We start from the raw sequence: 24,101 nt of genomic DNA, 5'->3' as shown, positions 1-24,101 counted from the left end.
TCAGCTTACGGTCCCGTAATTCCAGGACGACATCCGGAACGACGGTTTCAGCCCTCTTTTCAAGAACAGCCGCTTCGAATGTTACTTTGATCGGCTGAACCACCACTTCGCGGTCGTCGCTGTCCTCAACGACCATCTCCGGGAGCGCGATTTCGAGCCGCTCGTCAAGGATATTCTTCGCGAATTTATGAAGTGCGGTTTCTCCCGGTGATATGCATTTGCTGCCGTCCCGCTCCGAATGATGCGCGAAATGATGGACCTTGACGGCGCCTTTCCTGGCCACCATCCGCTTTCCGCAGCCGGGACAGCTGTATGCACATGCAAGGCCAGAGGGTACGCCATCAATATGGACGAGTGTTCCGTCGGCAGCTTCCGCCACAAAGGCTGCGCCCTGTTCTGTGCAGTCGAAGAGCTGCCCGAGCCGAGGTTTCGTCATGCTTCAATCACCGAAATTAAGCGGCCAGAAGGTAACCTCCGACCGGTGCAGCGGCGGGGCGTCGTATTCGTTACGAATCAGCACTGTTCGCCTGCGACTGATTGACTTTCATCACGGCTGCCACATGCAACCAATCCACTGCTCTTCATAGCGTTTTGCAAAGTCTCTCATCTCCCGGACATTGGCGGCAGGCTCCCGGCATGCGCGGGCGCAGGTGGACACCACATCCCGAAAAAGTAGTTGATCATCAAGTCCGGAAGACGCCCCCCGATCTTTTCTCCGCGGGGCGTCATGACAAAAGTCGGCGGCTTTCCGAACGCGTTGATCAGCACGTATCTCCAGCTCGGGTCGGCATTGCGATAGGACGATTTCACATGGACATGCGTCCCCTCCACCGGAAATATCCTCGTAGATCTTCTCGAGTGCCTGGGGCTTCTGCGCGATCAGCACGTACGGTCCGGCCGCGGTGTAGCAGCCCACACTGTCGTCATACTCAATGCCCAACACGTCTTCCAATCTGAAGCGCGCGGTGCGATCCAGGGCAACTTTCCCCGAGACAAACCATTGGAGGTTGCGCAAGGTGATCTCGGCGGAATTGGCTATTTTCGCTGGCGGATTGGGCCAGCATGCCAAGAGATCTTTGGCTATTTCCGCTGAGTTGTCGTGGTCAAACCCAGTTGAGAAATCGTCATCCTCGATGGGGGCTTCTGACGCCTCTCCTCCTGCGAGAAGCCAGGTTGTGCCGTCAGAACTGCTTCGGTTGAAGTAACGAGGCTGATCCGGCGGCAGTGCGGCTTCCCAGGACGACAACCATGGACCGGGCTGCCAATCCAGTCTTCCAGACGGGATTGTTCCCGGCTGTCGCGTCGGCAACGCCAACCACTGCTGAATTTGACCCTCAAGCTGTCGGTTGTTTAGCCCGTGAGCGCCGCCTCTGGCATTGTAATTGTGGTCGTCTTGCGCATCGCGGCAGAGGGTCTGCACGGCTTGCGCAAGTGATGCATCATCCAACTCGTGCTTTCTCGGCAGCCACTTGCCGGCTTCCTGCGCTGAGCGCAATGACGCCGGAAGGGATTCCTCTTTGGTAGAAGCGATCTCGAGTCGAACGCCGATTCTTGCCATGTCCGCTGATAGCGTCGGGCTGGCTTTTGCAAGATGTCGGCTGACCCGGAGGACGTCCGGCAGGCCGCGCAAACCGTCGGCCTTTGTCCAGGCGTCGAGCAACACCTCACAGAACGCCTTGGGCTGGAGGACCGGGGCGAAAGTCATCCATCGAAGAGGCAGTCCAGCGACGGTGAGTCCGTAGAGTATCAGGGGACTAAGCCCATGCCGTTCTGCATCCATGCGCCTTATCGGGTCACTCACGGACACAATGCCATATTCAGGATGATAGAAAAGGAACTTGGCTATCGATACGTAGAAGTGGTGCTCTCTTTTTTGCGGCGTAGAGGAACGGCTCATTGCTTCTTCCGAGAATCGATCTCATCCAAGAATCTTATGACCCGCAGATCTGCATCAAAACCTTTTTTATGAGATGAGGAGAACTGCATCGCCACTTTTTGGCCTCGCTGCATAGCCAACGCGGGAAGTGGAAGAAGCGGGAGACTAAAGATATGGCTCATGCCCTATGGTGCGTTCCATCCGACGAGCGGCGGATCGGGTTGCTTCATCGCGGTGTCGATCGCTTTTCGCTCCGCGAAGATCCTTTCCCGACGTCGCTTCAGCGCAGCGATCAGTTCAGCGGTGCCGTCGACGCCATCCAGCAGGGTAAGAAGCCGATCGCAGGCGCCAAGTAACTGCCGGGGGCTCTCGCGCACAAAGAAACCTAGAGACTTGCAGAACACTGAACTGTCTGCGAACGCATCGCCATCGTCCTCCTTCAGGCGGCCGAGCCTTCCGACGCAGAATCGATTATGACGACACTCTCTGAAGAACAGTCTCTTTTAGAGAGCGTGACGGTCTGCGCCATCTTGCCGAGTTTCAGCCTTTGCCATCGTCTCCTGCCCTCCCTGCCGCACGTCACTCTAACCTGCTTGCATCGCCTCACCTCACGCGGGAAAGAGTGTCGTTCATCCTGTGCGGCAAATGTCACAGCGATAAGACAGAACGCAGAAACGCCATAATGGCGTCCTGCCAGGCAATGAGCATCGAGGATGCCGAGGCCTCAGTCATCGATGAGTTCGATTCCTGCAAGCGGGCCGGCTCTTTAACCAGCCTTCCCTGGCGCTCGCGCGCCGGCACCTTCGCCACGGTTACCTCCGATGTGGAGAAGCCGTCATGTCGCAATCCGCTGTCGGTCAGGACTGGCACACGGCAACAAGGCGCGTTCGGGGCTGACACCGTCAAGTTCGGAGGGCATTCCTAGTCAGTCGTTGCAGCTCCCGTCGGCTTTATGAAGTCGGTGACCGGCTTAAGAAGGTTCCTGATCGCCGTACTGGGACATTATTCCTGACCCGCTCAATTGGATCAGGCTACCCTAACGACACAAAAAGACTCGGCACAATCTGGGTGCCGGGTCTTTAAGGTCACATGTGATTGGGCAGGTGCTGTGACGCTTCTTGGCTACGCCCCGCATGATTGACGAGCCGCTACTGTGTGGCATTCCTCAGGCCCTCTCGAGATCGCACAAACGGGAGTCGGCTTCCGATTTGCTGTCCGCGTTCGCGGCGATGTTCGCCACCCGCCGATTGCCGCCGCAAGCCTGCGCGTGCGATCGCTCGACCGGCCAGAAACTCGGGACGGCTTCCATTTGCAGTAGCGCCAAGGCTGTGACGCGGCTTAAAAGCACAAGCCGCTGGCGGCGGACTGCCGAAGTCGCTGCGCGCAATAATATTCTCCCTGGCCGTGAACATTCGGATTTGTTTGACTTTCAAATCCGTGGCTTCGGCGGCATTGCGGACACCGCAGAGTTCCACTCGTTCCAAGGCTTAGCATGGGGGTTCGCCTCTTCGTCCCAATCCTCGCCGGCGCGACGTTGCGCGAGCGGCTGCTCGCCTGCATCGGCGCCACGATCGGCATTGCGCTGACCGGTGTGATCAGCGGGCTCGCCATGGGCGGCGGGCCACATGTGGCGCTGCTGGTGGCCCCGATGGGCGCCTCCGCCGTCCTGCTCTTTGCCGTGCCGTCGAGCCCGCTCGCGCAGCCCTGGTCGATCATCGGCGGCAATTCGATCTCTGCAATGGTCGGCGTGACGGTGGCGCTTTTCGTGCACGACCCGGTGATCGCGTCGGGCATCGCTGTGGCGCTGGCGATCGCCGCCATGTCATTCACGCGTAGCCTGCATCCGCCGGGCGGTGCCGCGGCGCTGACGGCCGTGCTCGGCGGACCGGCCGTGCTCAGCTTCGGCTTCCTGTTCCCGTTGGTGCCGGTGGCGCTGAACTCGACAATTTTGGTGGCGCTCGGCTTGGTCTTCCACCGGCTGTCACGGCGCAACTATCCGCATGTCCATGCACCCGCCGCCAGCAGCCACGGTACCGGCGATCCGCCGCCCGCGAAGCGCGTCGGCTTCCGTCCCGAGGATGTCGATGCGGCACTCGCTGCTTTGGACGAAACTTTCGACATTGGCCGCGACGACATCGAGAGGCTGCTGCGGCAGGTCGAGCTGCAGGCGATGGCGCGCTCGCACCGCACGCTGCTGTGCCGGGACATTATGTCCCGTGACGTGATTTCGGTGCCGGAAAATGCCACCGCCGACGAAGCCCGAAAGCAGCTTCTGGACCACAACATCCGCAGCTTGCCAGTGGTCGATGCCGAGGCAAAGCTGGTCGGCGCCGTCGGTCTGCGCGAGCTGACGCGAGCGACCGATACGGTCAAGGGCGTAACGTCGAAGGCTGGCACCGCCTCGCCCGACACGCCGGCGATGAGCCTCCTTCCCGTACTTACCGACGGCCGCAGCCATGCCGCCGTCATCATCGATGCCGAGCGGCGCATCCTCGGCGTGATCACCCAGACCGACCTGCTGGCGGCGGCGGCGCGCCTGCAAACGGCAGACGAGCCGCCGCTCAAAGCAGAAGCATAGTGGCCATCCGACTATCGCAGGTTCGGACCCTTCTGCCGGCAGGCGCATGTCGAGGGCGAAGGCCTGCCGATGGTGTTGGTCGACAGGTGGCGAAGATAGCACTGCTTGTCATCGGCATAGAAAGCTTCGAATCCCTTACGTGCCAATGCTCCATTCAGCATGGTAAGCGCCCTAGGCCTGTCCGTCGGCTCGTTGATCGCGTCATTCTGGTCCATGAGTGTCCTGACCACCCGGGCGAACGCCTCGGGTGGAACATTTGGACCGGGCTGCGGCTTGGAGAGTATGTCCGGCAGGGTATCCGCCACCCAGCAATTGCGTGTCGCATTTCGGTGAACATATTCCGTCTCACAGTCCTGCAAGAACTCAGTCAGGTAGCTGCTGCTGCGATACCGAAAATGGTTTCACCCTCCGGGCAGTTGCCGCAGACCATGTCAGCAATCTGCATCAGTGTCCGGCTCTGAACTCCATCACCGCGCGTCGAACAGCTTCTGACATTGCACGGTGAATCGGGCCGTGGCCTTAGTCAGGGCAATAGGCAGAAGCCGCCGAATTCCGCACCGTTATCCTTTCCACAATCGACCTGCCGCCCGCCCGCAGGTTTCGGCAAGGCTCGACAAGCCATCTGAGCTCAGCAGTGCCTCCGTTCCAGATATTCGGGTATGATTAGTCGAAAAACGCCAAGCAAATCCAGCAACGACCGACAATACCGCCCAAGAAGGGGTGAATGTAGTTGAAGTGATTTTCCTATCGATGAAATGGTTTTTTCGCAGGCAGTTGGAAAGCGATTCGGCATCGACGCTCGAGAGGGTTGTCGCCTCCCGCGACCGACGCTGGGTTCATGTCGTCGCCGGCCTCGTGCTCGTGCGCCAGCGTTGGGCACCGCTACGGGTGTAATGGTCACCACGCTGGACGACGAAGCCGCGGTCGCAAACCTCGTGGTCTGGACCAAGGTCTTCGAGAAGTTCCGGCGCGTCGTGCTGGGTGCAGCGCGAGGGCGTGGCGCATATCGTGGCGCAGGAGCTCGCTGTCCGGCGAGCTGGCCAGCATCAGCTCGCGGGAGGCAGGATTCCCACCCCGCGCGGACGCGGCGACGAGTTCCATCACAGCTCTCCAGGTCCGATCCGCGCAGCCTGCCCAGACGAGGAATCTGGTCGATCCCTACGAGCACATCGACAGCACAAGGTGAACACGTGGGATTTCCGGTAGAAGCTGCAGCCGATACACCGTCATCATGTGGTAGTCTGGCCCGCATGACGACGCTTTATCTCAATTGGCGCGGAAGACGGTGAATCCCACAAAGCCGAATAAAACGCATCCGCCGAAATGGATCGAGCCTCAGCTGACGCGCCTGGTCGACGAAGCGCCCGACGGCCCCGGTTGGCTTCATGAGATCAAGTACGACGGATACCGCATGCACGCGCGGATCGACGGCAGCGACATCCGCTTGCTCACCCGTACCGGCCTCGATTGGTCGCATCGCTATCAAGCGACGATAGCGGCCCTCCGCGCGCTCCCGGTGAAAGAGGCATATGTCGACGGGGAGCTGTGCGCAGTTCGGGCAGACGGGGTCACCTCCTTCAGCCGCCTGCAGGCCGCTATGGACGAGGGCCGCACGGGCGATCTTGTCTTCTTTGCTTTCGATCTTCTGTTCCTGAACGGAGAAAGCATTGCGACGCTGCCGCTCATTGACCGCAAGGCGCGACTGGAATGCCTGTTTTCGACCGACATGCCTGGCCTGCGCTTCAGCGATCACGTGATAGGCGACGGGCCTGCGTTCCGAAAGCACGCCTGCCGGCTTGCACTCGAAGGCGCTATCTCAAAGCTGATCGACCGCGCCTACGCATCCGGCAATCGCGGCGTATGGGTCAAGTCAAAGTGTCTCAACAGAGAGGAATTCATCATCGTCGGCTGGACCGATCCGACTGGAAGCCGGCCGCACATCGGCTCGCTGCTTCTCGGCTACTACACCGATGATGGTCGTCTGCTGTACGCGGGCCGCGCCGGCACGGGCATCACGGTTGCAGAGCTCAAGCGATTGGCCCGCCGGCTTGGGCCACTTCAGACAGCTCGAATGCCCCTCGACGTTCCGCCGCCGCGCGAGAGCCGGTTTGGCTCGCCGCTTGAGCTGTCGCGCGTGCATTGGGTCAGGCCTGAAGTGGTGGTCGAGGTCACCTATCTCACCTGGACGGAAGACAATCTCCTGCGCCAGGTCTCGTACCAAGGCGAGCGTCAGGACAAGCCAGCCCGGCAGGTGGTGTGCTCCCCGCCCCATCCCTGATCGACATCGGGCGCCGTTTCGTTCAAGTCACCCGACTTGCTCTACCTGCAGTGTGCCGGGGGGAAGGGCCTTGATCAGCGACTTCGACGACACCCTAGGGTCGAGCCAGTCCGCCCACGTGCTGCGATCGAGGATAACAATCTGCCTGTCATGATAGGGCGCGATATCGGGCCCAGGCTCCATCGTGAGCATGGTAAATGCTTCGCCGACCTCCGGCGTGTCAAGCCAGATTCCAGCGATGCAGAAGATCGGCTCGTCCTTAAGAGCCACTTGTCCTTTCGCGCTTCTTCTTGGGGTCTTTCGGATCGGTGAACTCGTAGAAGCCGTCCGCCACCATGAGGTACCGGTTCGACGAGAACTCCCGGCCTCCGAACGGAAATCATAGACGGGCCGCTTGTTCGGCCCGGGCCAGCTCCAGCGACGTTGCGCCTCGGACGCCCTCGATAGTCCTGATGATCGGCGCCACGTCCGTGATCTTGATGTCCTCACGCGCCTGGAGGTTCGGCGCTCCTTCTCCGAAGCGGATCTTGATCTTCAGGTCAGCGAAGTCCTCCACGATGGAAGCGACATCCACACGTCAATCGATAGTCATTGCACATCGGTCCTCCGTCTAATCGCATCGCACCGCGATCGTGATCCTGTTATGTTCGCTCGACCATGAGCGGGAAGGTTTTCGATTCCGACGCATCGCTCGACGAACCCGCGTGATCATAAGGCGGCTGCGGCGGCGATGTTGAGATGGCAGAGCTGCCTTGGCGCACGCCGGATCGCGGTAAACATGGACCCCTTCCTCTTCGCACGCGTCAGGGATGGCTGCCCGAACGGGTGAAGACCCTTTGGGGCTTCAGCTCCGCCAGGCGTTGGCAAGCCCCGCAGGCTCACCTTGGCCGAAGAGGTTGGCTCGCTATCGAATTTTGCTGATCGGGTAGAGGTCCTAAAGTGGTGTTGTTTCGCCGAGACGCTAGTGCATCAAGCCTGCCGATCGCAGGGCGTCCTCTATGACTTTTCGTATCTCCGCGGCGGAGTTGAGCTTCTGAGAAGGCGGGATGTTTGCACGTTTCGCAGAGTGAGGGACATTGGGAACCCCAGCCTTGGGCATCGAGAAAGCGCGTGCGAAACCGGGCGCGAGCGCCTCGTTGTTGGCTTTTGCCGGCTTGATCTTCGCATCTCGTTTTACGCACGGCTTCGCTATTCCCCAGAACCGCGCGATATGCCGGGTAGAGGAGATACCGACGTCCAGCATGTACGGTCCCCCAGCGCCAAGCGCGGCGTCGCCGGCCGTGTCAAGTGGCGTACCGTGGCCCATTCCGGCGATGCGATATTCCTCGATCAGCTCCTGCCCTTGGGCATTGCACCAGACGCGCCGTGAATGACCATCCACCATTTCTGATCGGGTCGAACGTGCATCGAGTCCGTGAACGGCCCGCCATTGCGCAATGATCGCATCAACGTTGGAAGAAGCTACGGTTTGATCGGCGGAGCCGTGCCAGACGGATATCGAGGGGCAAGGACCTTGGTGCGGCGAGGCATCGCGCAGGGCTTTCTGCAATTGCCGTTCCGAGGGCATGCCATGACCGCGCATGCGGTCGAAGGCCTCAGGGACGGTCTTCGCGCTTCCATACGGCAGGCCAGCGATGATCGCGCCGCCTGCGAAAATCTCCGGGTAGCAAGCCAGCATGGCCGATGTCATGGCGCCTCCGGCAGAGAGGCCGGTGATAAAGATGCGCCCACGGTCGAGGCCATGGGCCAGGACCATTGTTTCGATCATTTGGCGGATGGAAAGTGCCTCTCCGCCGTTCCGCTTTGTATCGCTGGGCACGAACCAGTTGAAGCAGAGGTTGGCGTTGTTTGCGCGTTGCTGCTCGGGAAACAGCAGGGCAAAACCTTCCTGATCGGCCAGTTGCGACCAGCCGGAACCATGGTCGTAACCGGCCGCGGTCTGCGTGCAGCCATGCAGCACAACGACGAGAGGCGCCGCTTCAGGCAGATCACCCGGAACATAGATCCTCGCCCGCAAGGCGCCCGGATTCGAGCCGAAATCGGCCAGATCCGATAACCGATCGCGGCCTTGGCCATTGGTCTGAAAACCCTGCCCGGCGCGGAATGCCGCAAGGCGGGTGATGGTGTCGGAGATTTTTCGCAAAACAGTATTCCTTGTGGGTCGGTCGCTACGATGGCCACGCTGCGCACAACGCACTTGCAGCAATATCGTTGCTGCACTGCACAATAACAAGTTTTGATTTTACTCGTGTAATCGAGGCGGCTTCGGCACCGACGCCCACCACAGGCCGCGCTTGCCCGTGCGGATGAGCGCGCCGGCCTGGCTGATCTCGCCAACATGGTGCGGCCGGGTCGCCAGCCAGAAGAAGCCCTTGGCTCGCACCACACCGGGCCACGATCTGTTGGTGAACTCCTGGAGTTACATCGGGTCGAAGGGCCGCCTCTCGCGATAGACGAAGGAGCGGATGCCGTATTCCTCGGTCTCGGGAATGTTGTCCTTGAAGCCGTTAAATTCCTTGAACCAGAGCGGGTGCTGCTCGGCCTTTTCGAAGTCGAAGCGGCCGGTATTCAGGACCTTGTCCAAGGGCACCTGAGCGAAATCGACTTCGATCAGCGCCGCGTCTGGATTGAGCGAGCGAACGATTTTTCTAGCCAGATCGAGATCGTTCGCCGAGGCGTCGGACACCTTGTTGAGCACGACGTCGGCGAATTCGATTTGTTCAACCAGCAGGTCAACAAGCGCGCGGTCGTCCCCATCGCCTGCTGTTTCACCGCGGTCGCGCAAAAAGTCCTGCGAGGAATAGTCCTTGAGCAGATTCACGGCGTCCACGAGCCGGACGACGTCCGACAGGCTCTCGCCGTTGTCGTCGCGGAAGTCGAACGTGGTTGCGACCGGCAACGGCTCGGCGATACCTGTGCCTTCGATCAGCAGGTCGAAGCGGCCGTCCTCCGAGAGGCGGCGCACTTCCTTCAAGAGATCGTCGCGCAGCGTGCATTAGATACAGCCATTAGTCATCTCGACCAGCTTTTCATCGGTGCGGGAGAGGTTGGCGCCGCCGTCGCGGACGAGGGAGGCGTCGATATTCACCTCGCTCATGTCGTTGACGATGACCGCCACGCGCCGGCCTTCGCGATTGTTGAGGACGTGGTTGAGCAAAGTTGTCTTTCCGGCGCCCGAGAAAGCCGGAGAGCACGGTGACGGTTCGAAGATTTGGCTGTGTCGAGCATGGCTTGCTTTTGATCCTACGGACGTGCGGATAGAGCGCGCCCGGCCTGAGCGGCCGGGCGCAGACGAGAGAAAATGCCCGCGGTCAGTGCGCCTTCATCTCGCGCACAATCTCTTCCGCACTCAAAGACGATGGGTAGTAGGTTGGCCAGTTCGTCACCTCGTCGAGCAGCGCGCGATCATTACCCCAGTAGAGGTGATAGTGGTCGGCGTTCTCTGGCGCGATCTTGTGGTCGCTGAACTGTATGTACTGGGGCGCGGCGGCGTCCCCCCGTCTTCCCATCGTGGGAATAATCGATCTGCCCTTGTTGGGCGCACGTTACGTCGCGGCCGAAGGCAGGGGCACGGTCTTCGACGGCCGCCCTGTCCCGACCAGTGGACAACGGAAAATCCAGACTGCCAAGATCAGTCTTTCCAATCCCGAAAGCTTCACCGGCGGTGTCGCTCTTGGTATGAGCGGCTGCGGTCATCGGGTTGTCTCAAGGTGTTCGACGGGGGCGCCCCTGCCTATGGCTCTCTTTCCCGTGGGTTGATTGACGTCTGCCTGAACGGGACCGACCTCGATGCGTATGACATTTGCGATCTTTGTCCGGTTGTCACCGAGGCGGCCGGCGTGATTTCCGGCTGGGCCGGGCACCCGCTAACTATGGCCGCAAGCGGTGCCATCGTGGCGAGTGCGTCACCCAAGCTCCATGCCATCGTTCTAGGAATGCTGAGTGATGGCGTGAACGGCCGCTAAGTCCGCGGTTGATGCTCTCCGCTTCGGCTGCGCTCTCGGCATGGAGCCGCATCGCCAAGGGCACATGGCCGCTCACCACCCCCGCCTGCGCCGTTTACAATGTGTGCGGCCTGAAATGGAAGCAGTCGGAGTCGCGGTCCTGATTGCCGGCGTCGTGCCTACGACACCGACCCTGACGGATCGAGCATCGACGACGAAATCAACCATCTTCAAACGGAATTGTTCAACATTGCCGAGAGTTACCGGTGTTCCGTCGAAGTCGACATTCGCGAGGTCGGCGGTCAGCAACGATCATGGTGATCGCCCGCATCTTTCGTGTTCACATGGCCACAGTCGGCCGCATCGGTCTCGAGGTCATACCAGAAGTCGCTGATCGTTTATGTCAGTTGATAGTTTTCGCAGGGACGTATGCCCTGATGTGAGTCTTGTCTTCCAAGCGCCGATTTGGCCGGGTAAGGTTTGCAGGGGGGCGAACACCGGATGAACGAACGGAATGATACTGGAAAAACTGCGCGCCTGTTGGGGGTTTAGCCCGACCGTTGATAGGAATGTCGCCCTGGTCGAAGGCTTTCTGAAGGGCAAGAGTTTCGCCGACCTGGCGCAGGAACATAGCCTGTCGAAATCGAGGGTGCGCCAAATCATCGAGAAGGCTGATCGGCTCGTGGGCGGCGGCATCCTGACCAAGGCTGAACCGTCCAAGGCCTCGCCTCGATCCGATTTCATGGTCGCCTATCCCTATGTGTGGAACCTGGCCAAGATGCACCGGCTCGGTAGTGTCACGCCGCATCATTTCTTTGCGGAGTTGGAACGCGCCGGATCGCTGGTGCGGCTGGTTGACAAGATGAAGCGGTTGCCGTGGCGCACACCTACAACAACACGTGAGCTGGCGCGCCTCGTATGGCTAAGAGAGAGGGACGAGAGCCCATGGCCTGCAATGAAGCGATCAAGCGTTGCGATCGTGGAACCAAGCTGCCCGGCCGACCATCCGGAGCGCGGCCTTCAATGCCAGCTCGCCTTGGAACCGGCCTTTCAGGAATTGGCTGAGCGGGCAGCGGAATCCGGCTGGAGCGAGGACGAGATAGCCTACGCGCTCCTCGAACTCGCCGGCGCGCGCCTCGGAAGCAACTCCGCCAATCGCGAGACTGAGAGGGCGATTGACCGTGCCAGAGCAACAAGATGAGCGGCACCTTCGAGAGCTGCTGCATCGTACTCCTCCCTGATTAGGCGAAAGCACTTTGCTTGCTCTCAAACGCTCAATTGCTGGAAGGTATGGGCGACCGATAACCCTACTCTCCTTGAGGCAAAGCGCCACCATACACTCGCCAACCGTGCCTAAAGGTGCCAACCGGCGGTTGGTAGACGCGACGCAGCTGGCGAGCGTAGGTTCCTACGATCCGGGCACAAGCCCCCCGCCCACACCCCCGTGCCTGGTGAATTACTGAAAGCCCGCTGTGCCGAAAGGTGCGGCGGGTTTTTTGTCTACCGTCCGGGAACCCTGGCCGGCGAGGACGTTCGGGTCGTGCAGCACTCGTCGCTTGTGCTGAGAGATCGGATTTTGCTCTCTCTGATCCGATATCGGCCCGCGTCCTTCCCATCCCCTCGGGGCGCGGCGTCGGTGGCCGCAGGGCCAGGCCGGGTTGGCTGAAGGCGCAGTTTTTTTCCCGACCGCCCGGCCGCGCTTCTCCTCGGTTGCGCCGCGATAGCGCTGATGGCGCTGATCCCGTTCGCCGCGGTGGGACGGCCGGTGAGCCGCTGGTCGTGCCGGGATCGGCCCTGCGATCGCAGCTTTTCCCTTGGCCTTCGGCTTTCTCTTCATCGCGTCGATGGTTGATGCTGTCGCCATCAGCCTCATGCCGGTCATCATGCTCGATCGCGGTTTCGACGTCTCGCAGCGGCGCTGCTCGCCACGGTTTTCCAAGTCGGCCTGGTGATCGGGCGGCCGCTGATCGGGCTGGCGCTGGACAGGGCTGGCCGCCGCCGCACGGTGCTCGGTTGTTGCGGGCTATCGCTCGCCTGCACCCTGCCGGATCAGGGATGGGGTTCTGGCCCGTAACCGGGCTGATGCTGGTCTGGGGCGGCGCGAACTACGGGCTCTATACCAGCGCGCTCGCGCTGATCGGCGACCGCGTCCAGGGCGGGACGCTGACTGCGGCGATCGCCGCGCTTGCCTCCGTCTATGCTCTAGCTGCTATCATTGGCCCCGCCGTCGCCCGCGGCATAATGGACGCGCTCGGCGCGCAGGGCCTATTCGGGGCCGTAGCGGTCGTCTATCTCGCGGGGCTCTGCGGCGGGGTCTGGCTATTCCGGCCGGTCGAGCCGGAATGGCCCGAAGCATCAAATCCGCTGATGCTCCGCAATGGCTCGATCGTGCCATTCGCAATGCATGTCGAAGACAACGACAACCTTTTCGGCTTCGACAGTGGGCGACTGCTGCGCGTGTCCCGCCTCGGACCTCGAACATCTGGAAAGGGACCTCGTCGCTGCGAAAATCTGCCAAGTCCAGCTCGTGTTCAATGTGCGAGCCGATCGGCCGGCACGCGGGCTCGGCCCGCAGCCCAATCCCGCTCTCTTGAGATGGCTTCCTGGTCCAGCTCCGGATCTTCCACGATCAACCCCTGAAGGGGTCCGCTAGCAAGCTGCGGCCGCGCCGGCTTCCCTTTGCGGTGATCGCGCCCGGAGCCCGACCTTTGAGGAGCCATCGAGCGGGAATTGGCCCGCTTCAAAGATGGAGCCCTCAGATGTCGCAAGATCTTTCCCTCGCCCAAAACCACGCCTTCGAGCTCGCCCGCACCCTCATGGTCCCTGTCACGCTCTTCCGCTCCGGCGACGAATTCGGCGTCCTGCCGAGCGCCGAACTCGACGACGATGAGGTCGAGACCCTCGCCGAATACGATCCCTTTGAACAGGGGCCGGCTCATTGAGCCGGCTTCCTCCTCCCGGAGGTGCCACTTGCGAGCTTGCGGCGGCAAGGGAAGCTGCGCCGCGGCTGGCCCGCGGGCGGCGGCGCGAGGTGCAAAAACACACATTGCCAGCCGCGCCCTTGCCGCCTTTGCTCTTCGCGGCATCCGGAAGGCGTCCCGCAAGGTGCGGGAAAGAAACCTGAAGGAAGGCGGCGCCTCCGGCGCACGAAAGAGGGACATGGAACAGGACGAACTCGATGAACTTCGACAAAGGGTGGCCTGCGCGGCCGCGCTGGATCACGCTGGTTACTCGATCGACCTGAAGGAGAGTACCCGACGTGCGGTCAAATACCGGCACGGGGACCAGATCGTCATCGTGATCCATGACGGAAAAGGCTGGTTCGATCCGCTCTCCGACGCGAAGGGGGATGTGTTCTCGCTGATGACCCATCTGCATGGGGTCGGTTTCGCGGAGGCGACGTTGCTGGTCGCCCGGCTGGTCGGCCACGAGCCGCGCGAGCCTGTGTGGAAGAGGCAGGCCCGGAAGCGCGGGCCGGATCTCGGCGTCACCGAACGCTGGAGCGGCCGCCGCAAGCCCTGGCCGGGATCGACGACATGGCGCTACCTGCGCGACGACCGCCATCTTCCGGAAGCCGTGATCAGCGCCGCCATCCGTCATGATCTGCTGCGGGAGGGCCCCCGCGGCAGCATGTGGGCCGCTCACAGGGACGGGGAGGGGGTTGTGACCGGCTGGGAGGAACGCGGCCCGGAATGGCGCGGTTTCTCGACCGGGGGCGCGAAGGTGCTGTTTCGGTTTGGCCCCTGCGATGCGCTCCGCCTCTGCGTCACCGAGGCCGCGATCGACGCCATGAGCTTCGCCGCGCTCGAGAGCACTCGGCGCGATAGCCTCTATGTGAGTACCGGGGGTGGCTGGGCTCCTGCCACCGATGCGGCGATCCGGCTGGTGGCGGCGCGGGAGCGCCTATTGCTGGTCGCCGCCACGGACAACAACGCGCAGGGCGACACCTATGCGGTTCGCCTCGAAGCGGTCGCCCGCGAGGCTAGCTGCGGCTTTGAACGTCTTCGGCCGCCCGAGGAGGACTGGAACGCCGAACTCAAGGCAAGGGTGAAGAACCGGGTAAAGGGAGAAAAGAGGAAGTAAGAAGCCTGGCTGCCGCATGCCCGCCGGCCGCGTCAAGGGTAAAGCTGCGCCCGCTTCGCGGCCCTTGACCCGGCCGGACGGAGACGCGGCCGCGGAGGAGGGGTCAGGAAGGGCGAAAGAGGATGGCGACATCGAGTGGATGAGCCGCGCTCCAGCCCGACGAGGCTGAAAGGAGCCCACCCATGACCCTCTTGTCCGTCCGCAAGGTTTATCTTGGCATCGCCGACCGCCGGCAGATGTTTCGCATGTTCGACCGCCACGCTCAGCGTCCTGATCGTTTCCAGGACGATGCCAGTGCTTTGTACCGCGGCGAATGGTTCGAGATCTCACAGGCCGAGCACGATTACATGTTCGAGATCCTGCCGCCGCTCTGGATCCGAGGTGAGATCGCGCTGCGTGAGTTTCTCACTGACCGCATCACCAGCATCTTCTACGCCCTGAACATCGATGGCCGCATGCGGTATTTCCACGGCTATTGCGACCTGCTCGAAAAGGGCTCGCCTGAACGGATGCGCGATGCGATCGTCGAACGCGAAAGCCGTCCCGTTCGGGCGATGACCCGCGAGGAGCGCCTGAAGCACATCTGGTCGAGCACCCATGACGACTATCGCGGCTACGCCGGTGAGCGCTGGCCGGAACGTGACCGCGGCAAGCGCACGGTGATGTTTTATGGCGGCCGCCAGGGCACCACGCTGAAGCTGCTGGACGACCTTACGGATGCGGAGATCGCGGCGAAGCTGCCCGTGCATTTGCGCTATCTCCCCGACGCAATCGCGGCGTGAGGTGTGAGATGATGTTGACCTTCACCATCACCGCCCTCCGAGAGGTCATCGCTCGCGGCATTGCCGACGCGAAAGCCAATGGCGGGTTCCGCGATCCCCACTTCGGACTGTCCGCCGCCGATATGGGTGAGGGGCAGGCCAGCCAGTTCGCGATGGCCAAGGCGATCGCCTCGGGCGATCCGCGTCTGATGCAGAAGGCAGGTCTGGAGGCAGACATTGCCCGTCTGGAGCGCCTTCGCGCAGCCCACATTGATGATGAGCATGCCGTTCGACGGCAGATCCGCGATGCCGAGCGCGATATCGAATACTCGACCCGGCGCATCGGCGAGGTCGGGAACGATATCGAGCGCCTCGTGCCAACTACCGTCGATGGGTTCAGCATGGTGATCGGAGGCGACGCGTTCACGGAGCGCAAACTCGCCGGTCGTGCGCTGATGAAGGAAATCCTGACTCTCGTGCAGCTTCAGCAGCAAGGCGAAACCACTATCGCCTCCATCGGCGGGTTTGATTTCGAATATTCCGGCGAGCGGTTCGGCAAGGACGGCTACCGCTATGCCACCATGCTGATGCGCACCGGCGCCGATTATGAAATCGAGCTCCCTGTCACCACCACGCCGCTTGGCGCCATCGCCCGGCTCGAGCGTGCCTTGTCCGGCTTCGAGGGCGAGCAGGACCGATACCGCCAGCGTCTTGAGGATGCCGAGCGCAGGCTCACATCCTATCGTGCGCGTCAGGGCGGCGAGTTCGGATTCGCTGGTGAACTGGCTGAGAAGCGCCGGCAGCTCGCCGAAATCGAAGCCGATCTTGCGTCTTCAATCGATGGCCAGGATCCGCGTGCAGCCGCATAGCAGGCTCAACACAGGCTCAACACAGGCTGCCGCGCATTGTCTCAAGCATTGACCGGCGGCAAAGGTTCAAGGCCGCTCGGGTGCAGGCGATGCAGGAGGCGCGCCGAACTGCTTACCCAACTTGGTGCCACGTTTAGGTCATGCTCGGCTCCGGCCAGCCAGACCACATGACGTTACGTCAAGAATCAGCTAACTGGATCATTGCGGCGGACCTGATTGGACCGTCCGGCCGGTGCCTGCCAGAGCCCCCCGCAAAAGCAGGCGCCGGCCTTTTAGCGCTTGAAAGGCGAGCAGGCATATTGTTTCGTCTTGTCCCCATCCAGACATGAGGCAGTTGCGATGGACGACACCAAGGGCGGCGCAAACCACACGTCCGTTGAGGTAGTCGAGGCCAGCTCTTTCGCATGGAGGAGGCTCGGCGCCAGACACAGCGCCAGCTCGATATGATCGACCGGCAGATCATAAGGCGGATGACGGCGATCATTCCGCAGCTCAGGCCCCAATGTTTCGGCTATCGACGCGGAAGGGGCCCGGAGCCGGCAATGTTTCTCGAACGATATCGGGCCAACCTTGCAGCGATCACATTGGAGAGGCAGCACGAGATCGACGCTCTCTCCCGCAAACTCGCAAGGCAGGATGCTGCAATCGAGCTGCTGCGTGCCAGACTGCCACCAGACCTGATGCGCGCCTGATACTGCGGCCCTGGTCAGCGCTTTCGTACGAATTCGGTTCGCAACACCAGCCCCTTGATCGCGTCATGCCGGCAGTCGATCTCTTCGGGATTGTCGGTGGGCGGATCGACTTGATCACCGCGCCCTGCTTCAGGGTCTGCTTTGCGCCTTTGACCTTGAGGTCCTTGACGAGCACGACAGAGTCGCCGTCGGCCAGTACATTGCCGGCGGCATCGCGCACTTCAATATTCCCAGCAGAAGCTGCAATGGCAGCCATCTCCGATGCTGGTCGCCATTCCCCTGTCGCGTCGTCATAGACGTAGTCGTCGTTCTGAGCTGTCACTGCCGCGGGATTTAATCCAGTGCGTTGTCAGTCCGACGTGGGAGCAGGCCGAAGATCTGATCCGCAGCAGCGGACCGGCGCACATCTCCGATACCGGCAGGAGTCGAAGTTCAACGCCGTCCCTCGCGCAGCCTGGCGGGCAGGCGGATCGTGTGGCGGCGGGAATTGAACAGGTGCATTTCCTCCCGCATGCCGATGTCCGAATTCATCCCTTGCCGGTCTTTCCTGCGGGTTTGCTGCGGTCTGAACCGGCGGCTGTCCGCTTCAAGGCCGCTATCGCGCCGCGGAGCGGCCGGAACCCGCCGATCTCGGCAAGGCTGCCCCGCGTCCCGCGCAGGGCCAGTGAAGAAGTGGCCCCGCTTGTCCGCAAGCCAACCTCGCTCGCCTGGCAGGCTCCGGACCCTGAAGCGTCCAGCTTCCGCCGGTTCCTTTTGACCGCACCCGCAGGGAAGACCGGCAAAGGGCCGAAACTCCTGAAGGGCATCGCTAGAAAGGAAAGCTCAATGTCCAGTTCAACCCGCTCCACCAAGACCAAGGCCCGCGTCATTCAGCTCCGCAAGGGCACCACCCTCGAAATGGTCCGGCTCTGCTGCCCGGATGGCCACCAGGCCACGCTCATCTCCGAAAGCTTTGGCCTCCCCGTCCTCGACAGCAACGGCATACGCGAATTCCACGAGCGCAGCCTGATCAATGGCGCCGACACACTCTCCGAGGGACTTTCCGACAAGGCGATGCAGATCCACTTGCAACGGATCGTCGGTTCCTATGTAGGCTCCGCCTACGGAGCAGGCCAGTTCTACTCGAAAGCCGTCACCGAGGCTAAAGACGCCACGGCCAAACTCGCCAACGACACCCGCGACGAGGACATTGACGGTCCGGTCGGTTTCGACAGCAATGCACAGCGCAAGCGCGAGTTCGCCGCCGACATGGGCCTCCAAGCCCACGCGTTGCGCATGGCGGCCGAGGGCGCCGTCGCCGCCTACGAGCACATCGTTGGTGAAGGCTGGAAGCCTTACGAACGCCAGACCGAGAACCCCCGCCAGACAGTCAACCGGCAGGCGGCCGACCTTCAAATGGCGGCGCTCGGCTAACTGCCACCGGGCGGAGCTTCGGCTTCGCCCGGTCTTCCTCGGTCGGCATAGTGTTCGATAGGGTAAACCGGCCTCAGCAACCGTGCGACCGGCGCCAATCCTGGAAGCCGCAGCTTCTCCGACACTTGCGGGCTCGCTTCCTTGCCTTCTGCCCCGACAGGCTGCGCAATCGGCCGAGGCCTTCGTAGGAAGGGAGCGATACCCAAATCTTGAAGTCTTCGCGCGCCGGTTCTTCCTGCACAGGGAAGATGTCATAATTCTTCCGGGCTCCGGGCTCCGGGCTCCGGGCTCCGGGCTCCGGGCTCCGGGCTCCGGGCTCCGGGCTCCGGGCTCCGGGGCGAGGCGCGCGCGGGGCGGATTCACTGGGCTGAGCTGTGAGGGAAGGTGCTCGCGTACGGCAGTGACGCCCGAGATTGCACGGCAGGGTTGCAAATTGGGTGATCTGTGATAAGGAAATGTGAAGTCAGAAGAGGCCTATTGAAATGAAGCGCATGCAAGAAAAGGACATTCCCGCATTCGTGCAGGACGTGGTCGAAACGGGCTGCGATATCTGCGCCGTCGGTCCGAGTTGTTACTCCCTGGGCGATACCGATGTTCCGCGCGACAAGCGTAGGGGATTGTACAAGAAGCTCGGCGAAATCGATGCGCGCTACGGCAGCCGCGATCACCTGCGTTACCAGATTGCGGCGCACCTGGCCTCGATTGGCCGCTACATTGACGCGCCCCCAATTGAGGAGGAGGCCTGGATCGATAATGAAACACCCGAGTTGGCCGAGGTCACGCCTTACGACGCGGCGCACTTTCAGACTTACGCCGTCCTGCTGATGTCGGAGGCGATGGGCCTCGACTGGCGCAAGGTGGCACGAGCCATCTTGAACATTGACGCAGAGCGCCAGCCGGAACGGGCACGCGGGCTTGGACATCCCACCTGGCGCGGGCGCGGTGGCTAGCGACGAGCGGCTGCGGGCAGCTTCAGAGCGATCGGTTGCAATAGCCGCCGCCTTACGGGAAGCTCGCATGACCAAGGCAGCTGTTGCCAAAGGCGAACATCGAACTTTTCGAGCGGCGGCGTGTCGAAAAAACTGCAAGCCATTTTCGTTCATACGCTGATCGAGTACTAGATCGACACGTCCAGGACGGCTTGGCAACATCAGGATGTAAGGTTCCTTACGCTGCTCAACGCCGTCCTTGTGATGGCGTTGAGCAGAAGGCGAGCTCCAGACCTTAGGCGTTAGCCTAGCTCTTCCCGGCTGGCTTCTTGATTGGAGTTGTCTTCTCTTCCCATGCCAAGTTGCCGCGATTAACTCAGCGCAACCGTCCTTTGCCAAACGGCACGACCGACAGTTCTTGCGCGTTCGGAAGGTTGGTCGTCCGATTGATCGTTTCCGTTCCTCAGAAGTCGCGAGGAGATTGGGAGGGCAACGGTATTCAGCCAGGATGCGCTGCTTTGCACCGGACGAATCCCCATTTTTTCAGGCGTCCACAATCATTGCATATATGAGTGCTACGGAGGGTCCGAACTGGGAAACAAAACAAATCGGGCGAGGCTTGATCATGACGACCCCCAGCCGAGGGAAATCGCCCGCACAGCTTTTCCGGCATCTATCGGCAAAGTGGCCTGCGGCGTTCAATCCGAAAGCGCCCAGGCCGCTTAGGATCGGCATCCATCATGACATTCGCGTGCTGGACGGCGAACTGTCAGATGATGAATTGAGGAGAGCCCTGCGCGCCTATACAAGCATGCCCAGGTACTTGGCGAGACTGAGTGCTGGCACTGTGCGGGTCGATCTTGATGGCGAGCCGGCCGGCGAGGTATCGGATGCGGAGGCGGCGAGCGCCAAGGCTTTGCTGTGCGTCCGCAAGAACAAGGAAGAGACCAGGAAAACGCCGGAGCCAAGTGCGCCTGATGCCCCGCCCCAACCGAAGCCGAAGCAAACGGCCTTGTTCAACGCGAAGAATACGGCTGGAATAGTCGTTGAGACGAAGCGTCGCCGGTCTTTCCGAAAGCCGATGGCTTGAGCGCCACAGATCTTCCCAAGACTCATGGGCTTCCGAGTAATAGCCATGATGAAGAGGTCGATGCCCCAGAGGAACATCTCCGAGTCAAACGACGCCTCTTCAACCGGGCTTGCCTCGCTATGGTAGCTGTGTCCTGCAGGATGGCGCACGGGGTGCGGCTGCCTACCTGTGGAAAGATACGCGTGGGACGGCAAGATCTTTTCCGGAGGGCGTTTGCCCCTCGTCCGCACCGACCAACCCCTTCGTTTGTCTCCAGGCAGACTCATCCTGCGGCCTGCGCGTCTGCCGCCCAGCGCTGCTTGAAGAGATGCTCTCGACCGGCGTCAAACCACCAGCTTTGTGATCATAGCGCCAGTCCGGCCGGAGCGGGGCAACTTCGAGAGCGGCGAGATCCGCTAAGCCCCACATTTTTCCGCTATTCCGGCGATGCATTCCTCGAGGCGCTCGAGGCGGAATTTCGCAATGCGAAGTTCATTCCCGGCTTCAAAACGTCGATGGCGTCCCTGTGGCGTGGTCGCCATGAGGTTGCGCTCCAGTTCCGCGATACGCACACGCAGCTGCCGCGCCTCATCCTGACGCAAGGCCTTGATCCATCCCCGTCCGCGCATCAGTCTTCCTGTCCCGTCCGAAAGTCATGCAAACATGCCATCGAGACCCTAATTTGCGGCAAGCTGAAATACTCGAAATTTAACGTCCGCTAATGCGAGGAGACGAAACAGCGCGGCGAGACAGGAAGCGGACACGATGAGAGGCGGTGATCGATGTCGGGCCAAAACTGGCCCGCTTGGATTGACCAAGCCCGGCAATAGGCACAGGTCACCGGCAGTTGTTGATGGTGTCCAGAACAACATGCAGGTATTGAACAATCGAGAAGACGAGAAGCCGGTCAAGGCTGTCGGAACGAGCCCGCACCGGAAACCGACCGGATAGATGTGCCGGGAGGGGCGTCACGGGGCGAAACACCGACCGAGAGATACGGGCGAGAAATCCCGTGTCGGACCGATCCGCCCAAAATTGAATGCCCGCCGCGAAAGGAGCTCAGGCTGTGGCCCTTTGCGGTTGGCTGAAAATATTGCCAGGGCGCGGCAGGCCAGCTGGCGGATGGTTGGATTCTCACGCTCGATAATGTCAAGCACGACGTGAAAGCGGCTGCTTGCACCGCGCTCACCCTCGACGCGGATAAGCTCGCGCGGAAAAGGCCCGTCCAGGTCGTGGCTTGAAAGGTCGGCGTCGACGATGCGGCGTAGCTGATGAAGGGAATATTCCGGCTGCGTCAGTTCGTTGAACTCGTCTTGCAGAGCGCGCGGGCTTCAGCCTCCGCCGACCCGATGAAGGGACTGATGCCAGGCAAGACCTTGACGTGGTCAGGATTGCGGCCAACCGACTTCACACGCGTTTTGATGTCGGCATAAAATTCCTGCGCGTTACCGAGTGTCTGATGGGCCGTGAATATCGCCTCCCTGTCTGTCGTGCGCCGGGCGAACCGCGCAGCAGATGATCCTGCGGCGTGTCTCGCGCTGACATGCAGCCGAACATTTGTGCCTCAACGGATTGCCGCGGTATCAAAGCCGATTGTCGTGTCGGCCATCGCCCGTGACTGCATGGGAGCGCTGCAACAGCTCAGGCGCGCCGCGCAGGCCCAAACGTGCCGAATCTCCGTACGAAAGCTACGATCTCAGCAATCGGCCGCTTGGTCGTCTTGTTTCATCGAACTCGTCGCGACCATTTCGTGCAGCACGCAATTTTCTCACAAGCTTTGCCAAATCAGACGATAATTCCTTATCTCTATAGAATTTCTAGAATATCGTGTTGATCCTGTTCGGTTCGTGGGGAGATTGACAACATGGCACGTCTATCGGTGCTCGGAATATCCGGCGGCGTCAGCACGCCCTCCCGTACCACGGCGGTGGTCAATGCCCTGGTCAAGGCGATCGCGTTGCGCGTGCCGGCCGACACCGGTCTGATCGAGATCACGGAGGCAGCACCCTCGCTTTTCGCCGGGCTATCGCGCGGCGCACTTGGCGCATCCGGCGAGGCGATCATCCAGCGTGTCGAGAAGGCCGACCTGCTCGTGGTCGGAACGCCCGTTTATCGGGCTTCCTACACTGGCGCCGTCAAGCACCTGTTCAACCTCGTCGACTATCGTGCGCTGACCGGCAAGACCGTGCTGCTCGCCGCGACCGGCGGCAGCCCCTACCATGGCCTGGTGCTCGAACATCAGCTGCGGCCATTGTTCGGCTTTTTCGGTGCCGTCACCGTCCCGACGGGCGTCTATGGCTCGCCCGACGACTTCGTCGGCGCAGAACTTGTTGGACCATCGATACTCGACCGCATTTCGCGGGCCGCTTCCGAAGCGGTCTCACTGCTCAATTCCAGCCATGCAAACGCCGCCGGCGCCGCGCGCGTCGGCTGAATGATCAACAAGGGGACAACAAACATGAGCTCGCAGTCCGACGCCGTCAAATTCGCCTACTGGGTGCCGAACGTCTCCGGCGGCCTGGTCATCTCCAACATCGAGCAGCGGACGGGTTGGGACATCGACTACAACCGCAAGCTCGCCCAGATTGCCGAGGCCAACGGCTTCGACTATGCGCTGAGCCAGGTCCGCTTCACCGCCGGGTATGGGGCCGACAACCAGCACGAATCAGTCTCGTTCAGCCATGCCTTGCTTGCCGCGACCACAACGCTGAAGGTCATCGCAGCGATCCTGCCCGGCCCGTGGAACCCCGCGCTGGCGGCCAAGCAGATCGCTACCATCAACCACCTGACCAATGGCCGCGTCGCCGTCAATGTCGTCAGCGGCTGGTTCCGAGGCGAGTTCGCCGCGATTGGCGAACTCTGGCTCGACCATGACGAGCGCTATCGCCGGTCGGAGGAATTTATCCGCGCGCTGCGTGGCATCTGGACCGAAGACAGTTTCACGCTGAAGGGGGATTTCTACCGCTTCACCAACTATTCGATGAAGCCGAAGCCAATCGAGCCCTTGCCCGAGATCTTCCAGGGCGGCTCGTCGCGCGCCGCGCGCGACATGGCTTCGCGGGTCTCCGACTGGTATTTCACCAACGGAAATACCCCGGAGGAAATCCGGAAGCAGGTCGACGACATCCGCGCCAAGGCGAATGCCAACGGCCACAAGGTCAGGGTCGGCGTCAACGCTTTCGCCATCGCGAGAGACAGCGAACAGGAAGCGCGCGCCGTGCTCGACGAGATCGTCGCCAAGGCCAATCCCGAGGCAGTCCAGGGTTTTGCCGACCAGGTCAAGAATGCCGGCAGGGCCTCGCCGGAAGGCGAAGGCAATTGGGCTAAATCCTCTTTCGAGGATCTGGTGCAATACAATGACGGCTTCCGCAGCAACCTCATCGGCACGCCGGAACAGATCGCCGAACGCATCCTCACGTTGAAGGATGCCGGCGCCGACCTCATCCTGCTCGGCTTCCTGCATTTCCAGGAAGAGGTCGAGTTCTTCGGCAAGCGCGTCATTCCACTGGTGCGCGAACTGGAAGAGGCTCGCGACAGGGAACTTGTCGCCGCGGAATAGGTCAGGCGCGGCCCCTCGGGCCGCTGCCAGTTCTCCTTCAAATCAGGGGC

The 24,101-nt window shown here is 61.5% G+C and carries 20 protein-coding genes and 7 pseudogenes; 16 read left to right on the top strand and 11 right to left on the bottom strand.

The annotated features are described in order from the left end of the window. Positions 1-241 precede the first annotated feature (241 nt). Positions 242-436: pseudogene (locus AC0L2Y_RS27900) on the bottom strand (competence protein CoiA family protein); the annotation flags it as partial. Between the two features lie 111 nt (positions 437-547). Continuing rightward, positions 548-1,897, bottom strand: a complete 1,350-nt coding sequence (locus AC0L2Y_RS27895) for a hypothetical protein (protein WP_473560908.1) — start codon at positions 1,895-1,897, stop codon at positions 548-550. A gap of 152 nt (positions 1,898-2,049) precedes the next feature. Here AC0L2Y_RS27895 and AC0L2Y_RS27890 point away from each other — a divergent pair, with 152 nt between their 5' ends. Continuing rightward, positions 2,050-2,232 carry a hypothetical protein gene (locus AC0L2Y_RS27890; RefSeq protein WP_473560906.1) on the top strand — a complete coding sequence of 61 codons (183 nt, stop codon included), beginning with the start codon at positions 2,050-2,052 and terminating at the stop codon, positions 2,230-2,232. Positions 2,233-2,524: 292 nt separating this feature from the next. Here the strand turns inward: AC0L2Y_RS27890 and AC0L2Y_RS27885 are convergent, their stop codons facing one another. Then, positions 2,525-2,686 carry a hypothetical protein gene (locus AC0L2Y_RS27885; protein WP_473560904.1) on the bottom strand — a complete coding sequence of 54 codons (162 nt, stop codon included), beginning with the start codon at positions 2,684-2,686 and terminating at the stop codon, positions 2,525-2,527. Positions 2,687-3,368: 682 nt separating this feature from the next. Between AC0L2Y_RS27885 and AC0L2Y_RS27880 the strand changes: the two genes are divergently transcribed. After that, entirely contained in the window at positions 3,369-4,454 is a 1,086-nt protein-coding gene (locus tag AC0L2Y_RS27880; protein ID WP_473560902.1) for an HPP family protein, read from the top strand. A gap of 1,270 nt (positions 4,455-5,724) precedes the next feature. Continuing rightward, complete coding sequence (gene ligD, locus AC0L2Y_RS27875) at positions 5,725-6,732, top strand: non-homologous end-joining DNA ligase (RefSeq protein WP_473560900.1); 1,008 nt, start codon at positions 5,725-5,727, stop codon at positions 6,730-6,732. Between the two features lie 27 nt (positions 6,733-6,759). Here the strand turns inward: ligD and AC0L2Y_RS27870 are convergent. From AC0L2Y_RS27870 to AC0L2Y_RS27855, 4 genes and pseudogenes are all read right to left on the bottom strand, one after another. Beyond that, positions 6,760-7,331 (bottom strand): annotated as a pseudogene (locus AC0L2Y_RS27870) (SOS response-associated peptidase family protein). A 362-nt stretch (positions 7,332-7,693) separates the two neighbouring features. Further along, entirely contained in the window at positions 7,694-8,875 is a 1,182-nt protein-coding gene (locus tag AC0L2Y_RS27865; RefSeq protein WP_473560899.1) for an extracellular catalytic domain type 1 short-chain-length polyhydroxyalkanoate depolymerase, read from the bottom strand. 120 nt (positions 8,876-8,995) lie between these two features. Next, a pseudogene (locus AC0L2Y_RS27860) lies at positions 8,996-9,974 on the bottom strand (GTP-binding protein); the annotation flags it as partial. A gap of 69 nt (positions 9,975-10,043) precedes the next feature. Continuing rightward, positions 10,044-10,229: pseudogene (locus AC0L2Y_RS27855) on the bottom strand (ZinT/AdcA family metal-binding protein); the annotation flags it as partial. Between AC0L2Y_RS27855 and AC0L2Y_RS27850 the strand changes: the two are divergent. Further along, on the top strand, positions 10,155-10,697 hold the full coding sequence (locus AC0L2Y_RS27850) for an inositol monophosphatase family protein (protein WP_473560897.1): 543 nt from the start codon (positions 10,155-10,157) through the stop codon (positions 10,695-10,697). The pseudogene AC0L2Y_RS27855 and the gene AC0L2Y_RS27850 sit on opposite strands and share 75 nt — an antisense overlap. Before the next feature lie 493 nt (positions 10,698-11,190). Next, complete coding sequence (locus tag AC0L2Y_RS27845; RefSeq protein ID WP_473560895.1) at positions 11,191-11,877, top strand: hypothetical protein; 687 nt, start codon at positions 11,191-11,193, stop codon at positions 11,875-11,877. Positions 11,878-12,132: 255 nt separating this feature from the next. Here the strand turns inward: AC0L2Y_RS27845 and AC0L2Y_RS27840 are convergent, their stop codons facing one another. Beyond that, a complete protein-coding gene (locus tag AC0L2Y_RS27840; protein ID WP_473560893.1) occupies positions 12,133-12,561 on the bottom strand; it encodes a hypothetical protein in 429 nt (142 codons plus the stop codon). 170 nt (positions 12,562-12,731) lie between these two features. Here AC0L2Y_RS27840 and AC0L2Y_RS27835 point away from each other — a divergent pair, with 170 nt between their 5' ends. From AC0L2Y_RS27835 to AC0L2Y_RS27810, 6 genes and pseudogenes are all read left to right on the top strand, one after another. Continuing rightward, positions 12,732-13,316: an MFS transporter gene (locus AC0L2Y_RS27835; protein ID WP_473560891.1), complete on the top strand. Its 585-nt coding sequence runs from the start codon at positions 12,732-12,734 to the stop codon at positions 13,314-13,316. Positions 13,317-13,435: 119 nt separating this feature from the next. Continuing rightward, positions 13,436-13,618 carry a hypothetical protein gene (locus AC0L2Y_RS27830; protein ID WP_473505901.1) on the top strand — a complete coding sequence of 61 codons (183 nt, stop codon included), beginning with the start codon at positions 13,436-13,438 and terminating at the stop codon, positions 13,616-13,618. A 217-nt stretch (positions 13,619-13,835) separates the two neighbouring features. After that, positions 13,836-14,759 (top strand): DUF3991 and toprim domain-containing protein, encoded by a 924-nt coding sequence (locus tag AC0L2Y_RS27825; protein ID WP_473560890.1) that lies wholly within the window; start codon positions 13,836-13,838, stop codon positions 14,757-14,759. Positions 14,760-14,941: 182 nt separating this feature from the next. Beyond that, positions 14,942-15,541 (top strand): DUF1419 domain-containing protein, encoded by a 600-nt coding sequence (locus AC0L2Y_RS27820; protein ID WP_473560889.1) that lies wholly within the window; start codon positions 14,942-14,944, stop codon positions 15,539-15,541. A 119-nt stretch (positions 15,542-15,660) separates the two neighbouring features. Beyond that, a pseudogene (locus AC0L2Y_RS27815) lies at positions 15,661-16,389 on the top strand (lactate dehydrogenase); the annotation flags it as partial. A gap of 542 nt (positions 16,390-16,931) precedes the next feature. Continuing rightward, positions 16,932-17,081, top strand: a complete 150-nt coding sequence (locus tag AC0L2Y_RS27810) for a hypothetical protein (protein WP_473560887.1) — start codon at positions 16,932-16,934, stop codon at positions 17,079-17,081. Between the two features lie 14 nt (positions 17,082-17,095). On the opposite strand, the pseudogene AC0L2Y_RS27805 reads toward AC0L2Y_RS27810, so the two are convergent. Further along, positions 17,096-17,403: pseudogene (locus tag AC0L2Y_RS27805) on the bottom strand (alkylphosphonate utilization protein). A gap of 503 nt (positions 17,404-17,906) precedes the next feature. On the opposite strand from AC0L2Y_RS27805, the gene AC0L2Y_RS27800 reads away from it, so the two are divergent. From AC0L2Y_RS27800 to AC0L2Y_RS27790, 3 genes are all read left to right on the top strand, one after another. Further along, positions 17,907-18,494, top strand: coding sequence for a hypothetical protein (locus AC0L2Y_RS27800; protein ID WP_473560886.1), 588 nt, complete (start codon positions 17,907-17,909; stop codon positions 18,492-18,494). Positions 18,495-18,976: 482 nt separating this feature from the next. Further along, a complete protein-coding gene (locus tag AC0L2Y_RS27795; protein ID WP_473560885.1) occupies positions 18,977-19,444 on the top strand; it encodes a hypothetical protein in 468 nt (155 codons plus the stop codon). 487 nt (positions 19,445-19,931) lie between these two features. Beyond that, positions 19,932-20,513: a ProQ/FINO family protein gene (locus tag AC0L2Y_RS27790; protein WP_473560883.1), complete on the top strand. Its 582-nt coding sequence runs from the start codon at positions 19,932-19,934 to the stop codon at positions 20,511-20,513. A 395-nt stretch (positions 20,514-20,908) separates the two neighbouring features. Here AC0L2Y_RS27790 and AC0L2Y_RS27785 read toward each other — a convergent pair whose 3' ends face one another. Together AC0L2Y_RS27785 and AC0L2Y_RS27780 are read right to left on the bottom strand one after the other, a co-directional pair. Continuing rightward, positions 20,909-21,121: a hypothetical protein gene (locus tag AC0L2Y_RS27785; RefSeq protein WP_125000776.1), complete on the bottom strand. Its 213-nt coding sequence runs from the start codon at positions 21,119-21,121 to the stop codon at positions 20,909-20,911. A 474-nt stretch (positions 21,122-21,595) separates the two neighbouring features. Continuing rightward, positions 21,596-22,017: pseudogene (locus tag AC0L2Y_RS27780) on the bottom strand (LLM class flavin-dependent oxidoreductase); the annotation flags it as partial. 339 nt (positions 22,018-22,356) lie between these two features. Between AC0L2Y_RS27780 and AC0L2Y_RS27775 the strand changes: the two are divergent. Continuing rightward, entirely contained in the window at positions 22,357-22,926 is a 570-nt protein-coding gene (locus tag AC0L2Y_RS27775; protein WP_473560881.1) for an NAD(P)H-dependent oxidoreductase, read from the top strand. Between the two features lie 24 nt (positions 22,927-22,950). Continuing rightward, entirely contained in the window at positions 22,951-24,051 is a 1,101-nt protein-coding gene (gene sfnG, locus AC0L2Y_RS27770; protein WP_473560880.1) for a dimethylsulfone monooxygenase SfnG, read from the top strand. Positions 24,052-24,101 lie beyond the last annotated feature (50 nt).

Source organism: Mesorhizobium sp. WSM4830 (genome assembly GCF_055811495.1).
Note: the sequence above shows the minus strand (reverse complement) of the source record. Positions and strands in the feature narration are given on the sequence as shown.

Bases quoted from the DNA above. Each gene is read 5' to 3' on its own strand.
- AC0L2Y_RS27800 (WP_473560886.1), top strand. From the start codon at position 17,907: ATGTCCAGTTCAACCCGCTCCACCAAGACCAAGGCCCGCGTCATTCAG.
- AC0L2Y_RS27785 (WP_125000776.1), bottom strand. From the start codon at position 21,121: ATGCGCGGACGGGGATGGATCAAGGCCTTGCGTCAGGATGAGGCGCGG.
- AC0L2Y_RS27840 (WP_473560893.1), bottom strand. From the start codon at position 12,561: ATGATGACCGGCATGAGGCTGATGGCGACAGCATCAACCATCGACGCG.
- sfnG (WP_473560880.1), top strand. From the start codon at position 22,951: ATGAGCTCGCAGTCCGACGCCGTCAAATTCGCCTACTGGGTGCCGAAC.
- AC0L2Y_RS27810 (WP_473560887.1), top strand. From the start codon at position 16,932: ATGTTTCTCGAACGATATCGGGCCAACCTTGCAGCGATCACATTGGAG.
- AC0L2Y_RS27820 (WP_473560889.1), top strand. From the start codon at position 14,942: ATGACCCTCTTGTCCGTCCGCAAGGTTTATCTTGGCATCGCCGACCGC.
- AC0L2Y_RS27830 (WP_473505901.1), top strand. From the start codon at position 13,436: ATGTCGCAAGATCTTTCCCTCGCCCAAAACCACGCCTTCGAGCTCGCC.
- AC0L2Y_RS27825 (WP_473560890.1), top strand. From the start codon at position 13,836: ATGGAACAGGACGAACTCGATGAACTTCGACAAAGGGTGGCCTGCGCG.
- AC0L2Y_RS27795 (WP_473560885.1), top strand. From the start codon at position 18,977: ATGAAGCGCATGCAAGAAAAGGACATTCCCGCATTCGTGCAGGACGTG.
- AC0L2Y_RS27890 (WP_473560906.1), top strand. From the start codon at position 2,050: ATGGCTCATGCCCTATGGTGCGTTCCATCCGACGAGCGGCGGATCGGG.
- AC0L2Y_RS27895 (WP_473560908.1), bottom strand. From the start codon at position 1,897: ATGAGCCGTTCCTCTACGCCGCAAAAAAGAGAGCACCACTTCTACGTA.
- AC0L2Y_RS27845 (WP_473560895.1), top strand. From the start codon at position 11,191: ATGATACTGGAAAAACTGCGCGCCTGTTGGGGGTTTAGCCCGACCGTT.
- AC0L2Y_RS27880 (WP_473560902.1), top strand. From the start codon at position 3,369: ATGGGGGTTCGCCTCTTCGTCCCAATCCTCGCCGGCGCGACGTTGCGC.
- AC0L2Y_RS27835 (WP_473560891.1), top strand. From the start codon at position 12,732: ATGGGGTTCTGGCCCGTAACCGGGCTGATGCTGGTCTGGGGCGGCGCG.
- AC0L2Y_RS27790 (WP_473560883.1), top strand. From the start codon at position 19,932: ATGCGCTGCTTTGCACCGGACGAATCCCCATTTTTTCAGGCGTCCACA.
- AC0L2Y_RS27775 (WP_473560881.1), top strand. From the start codon at position 22,357: ATGGCACGTCTATCGGTGCTCGGAATATCCGGCGGCGTCAGCACGCCC.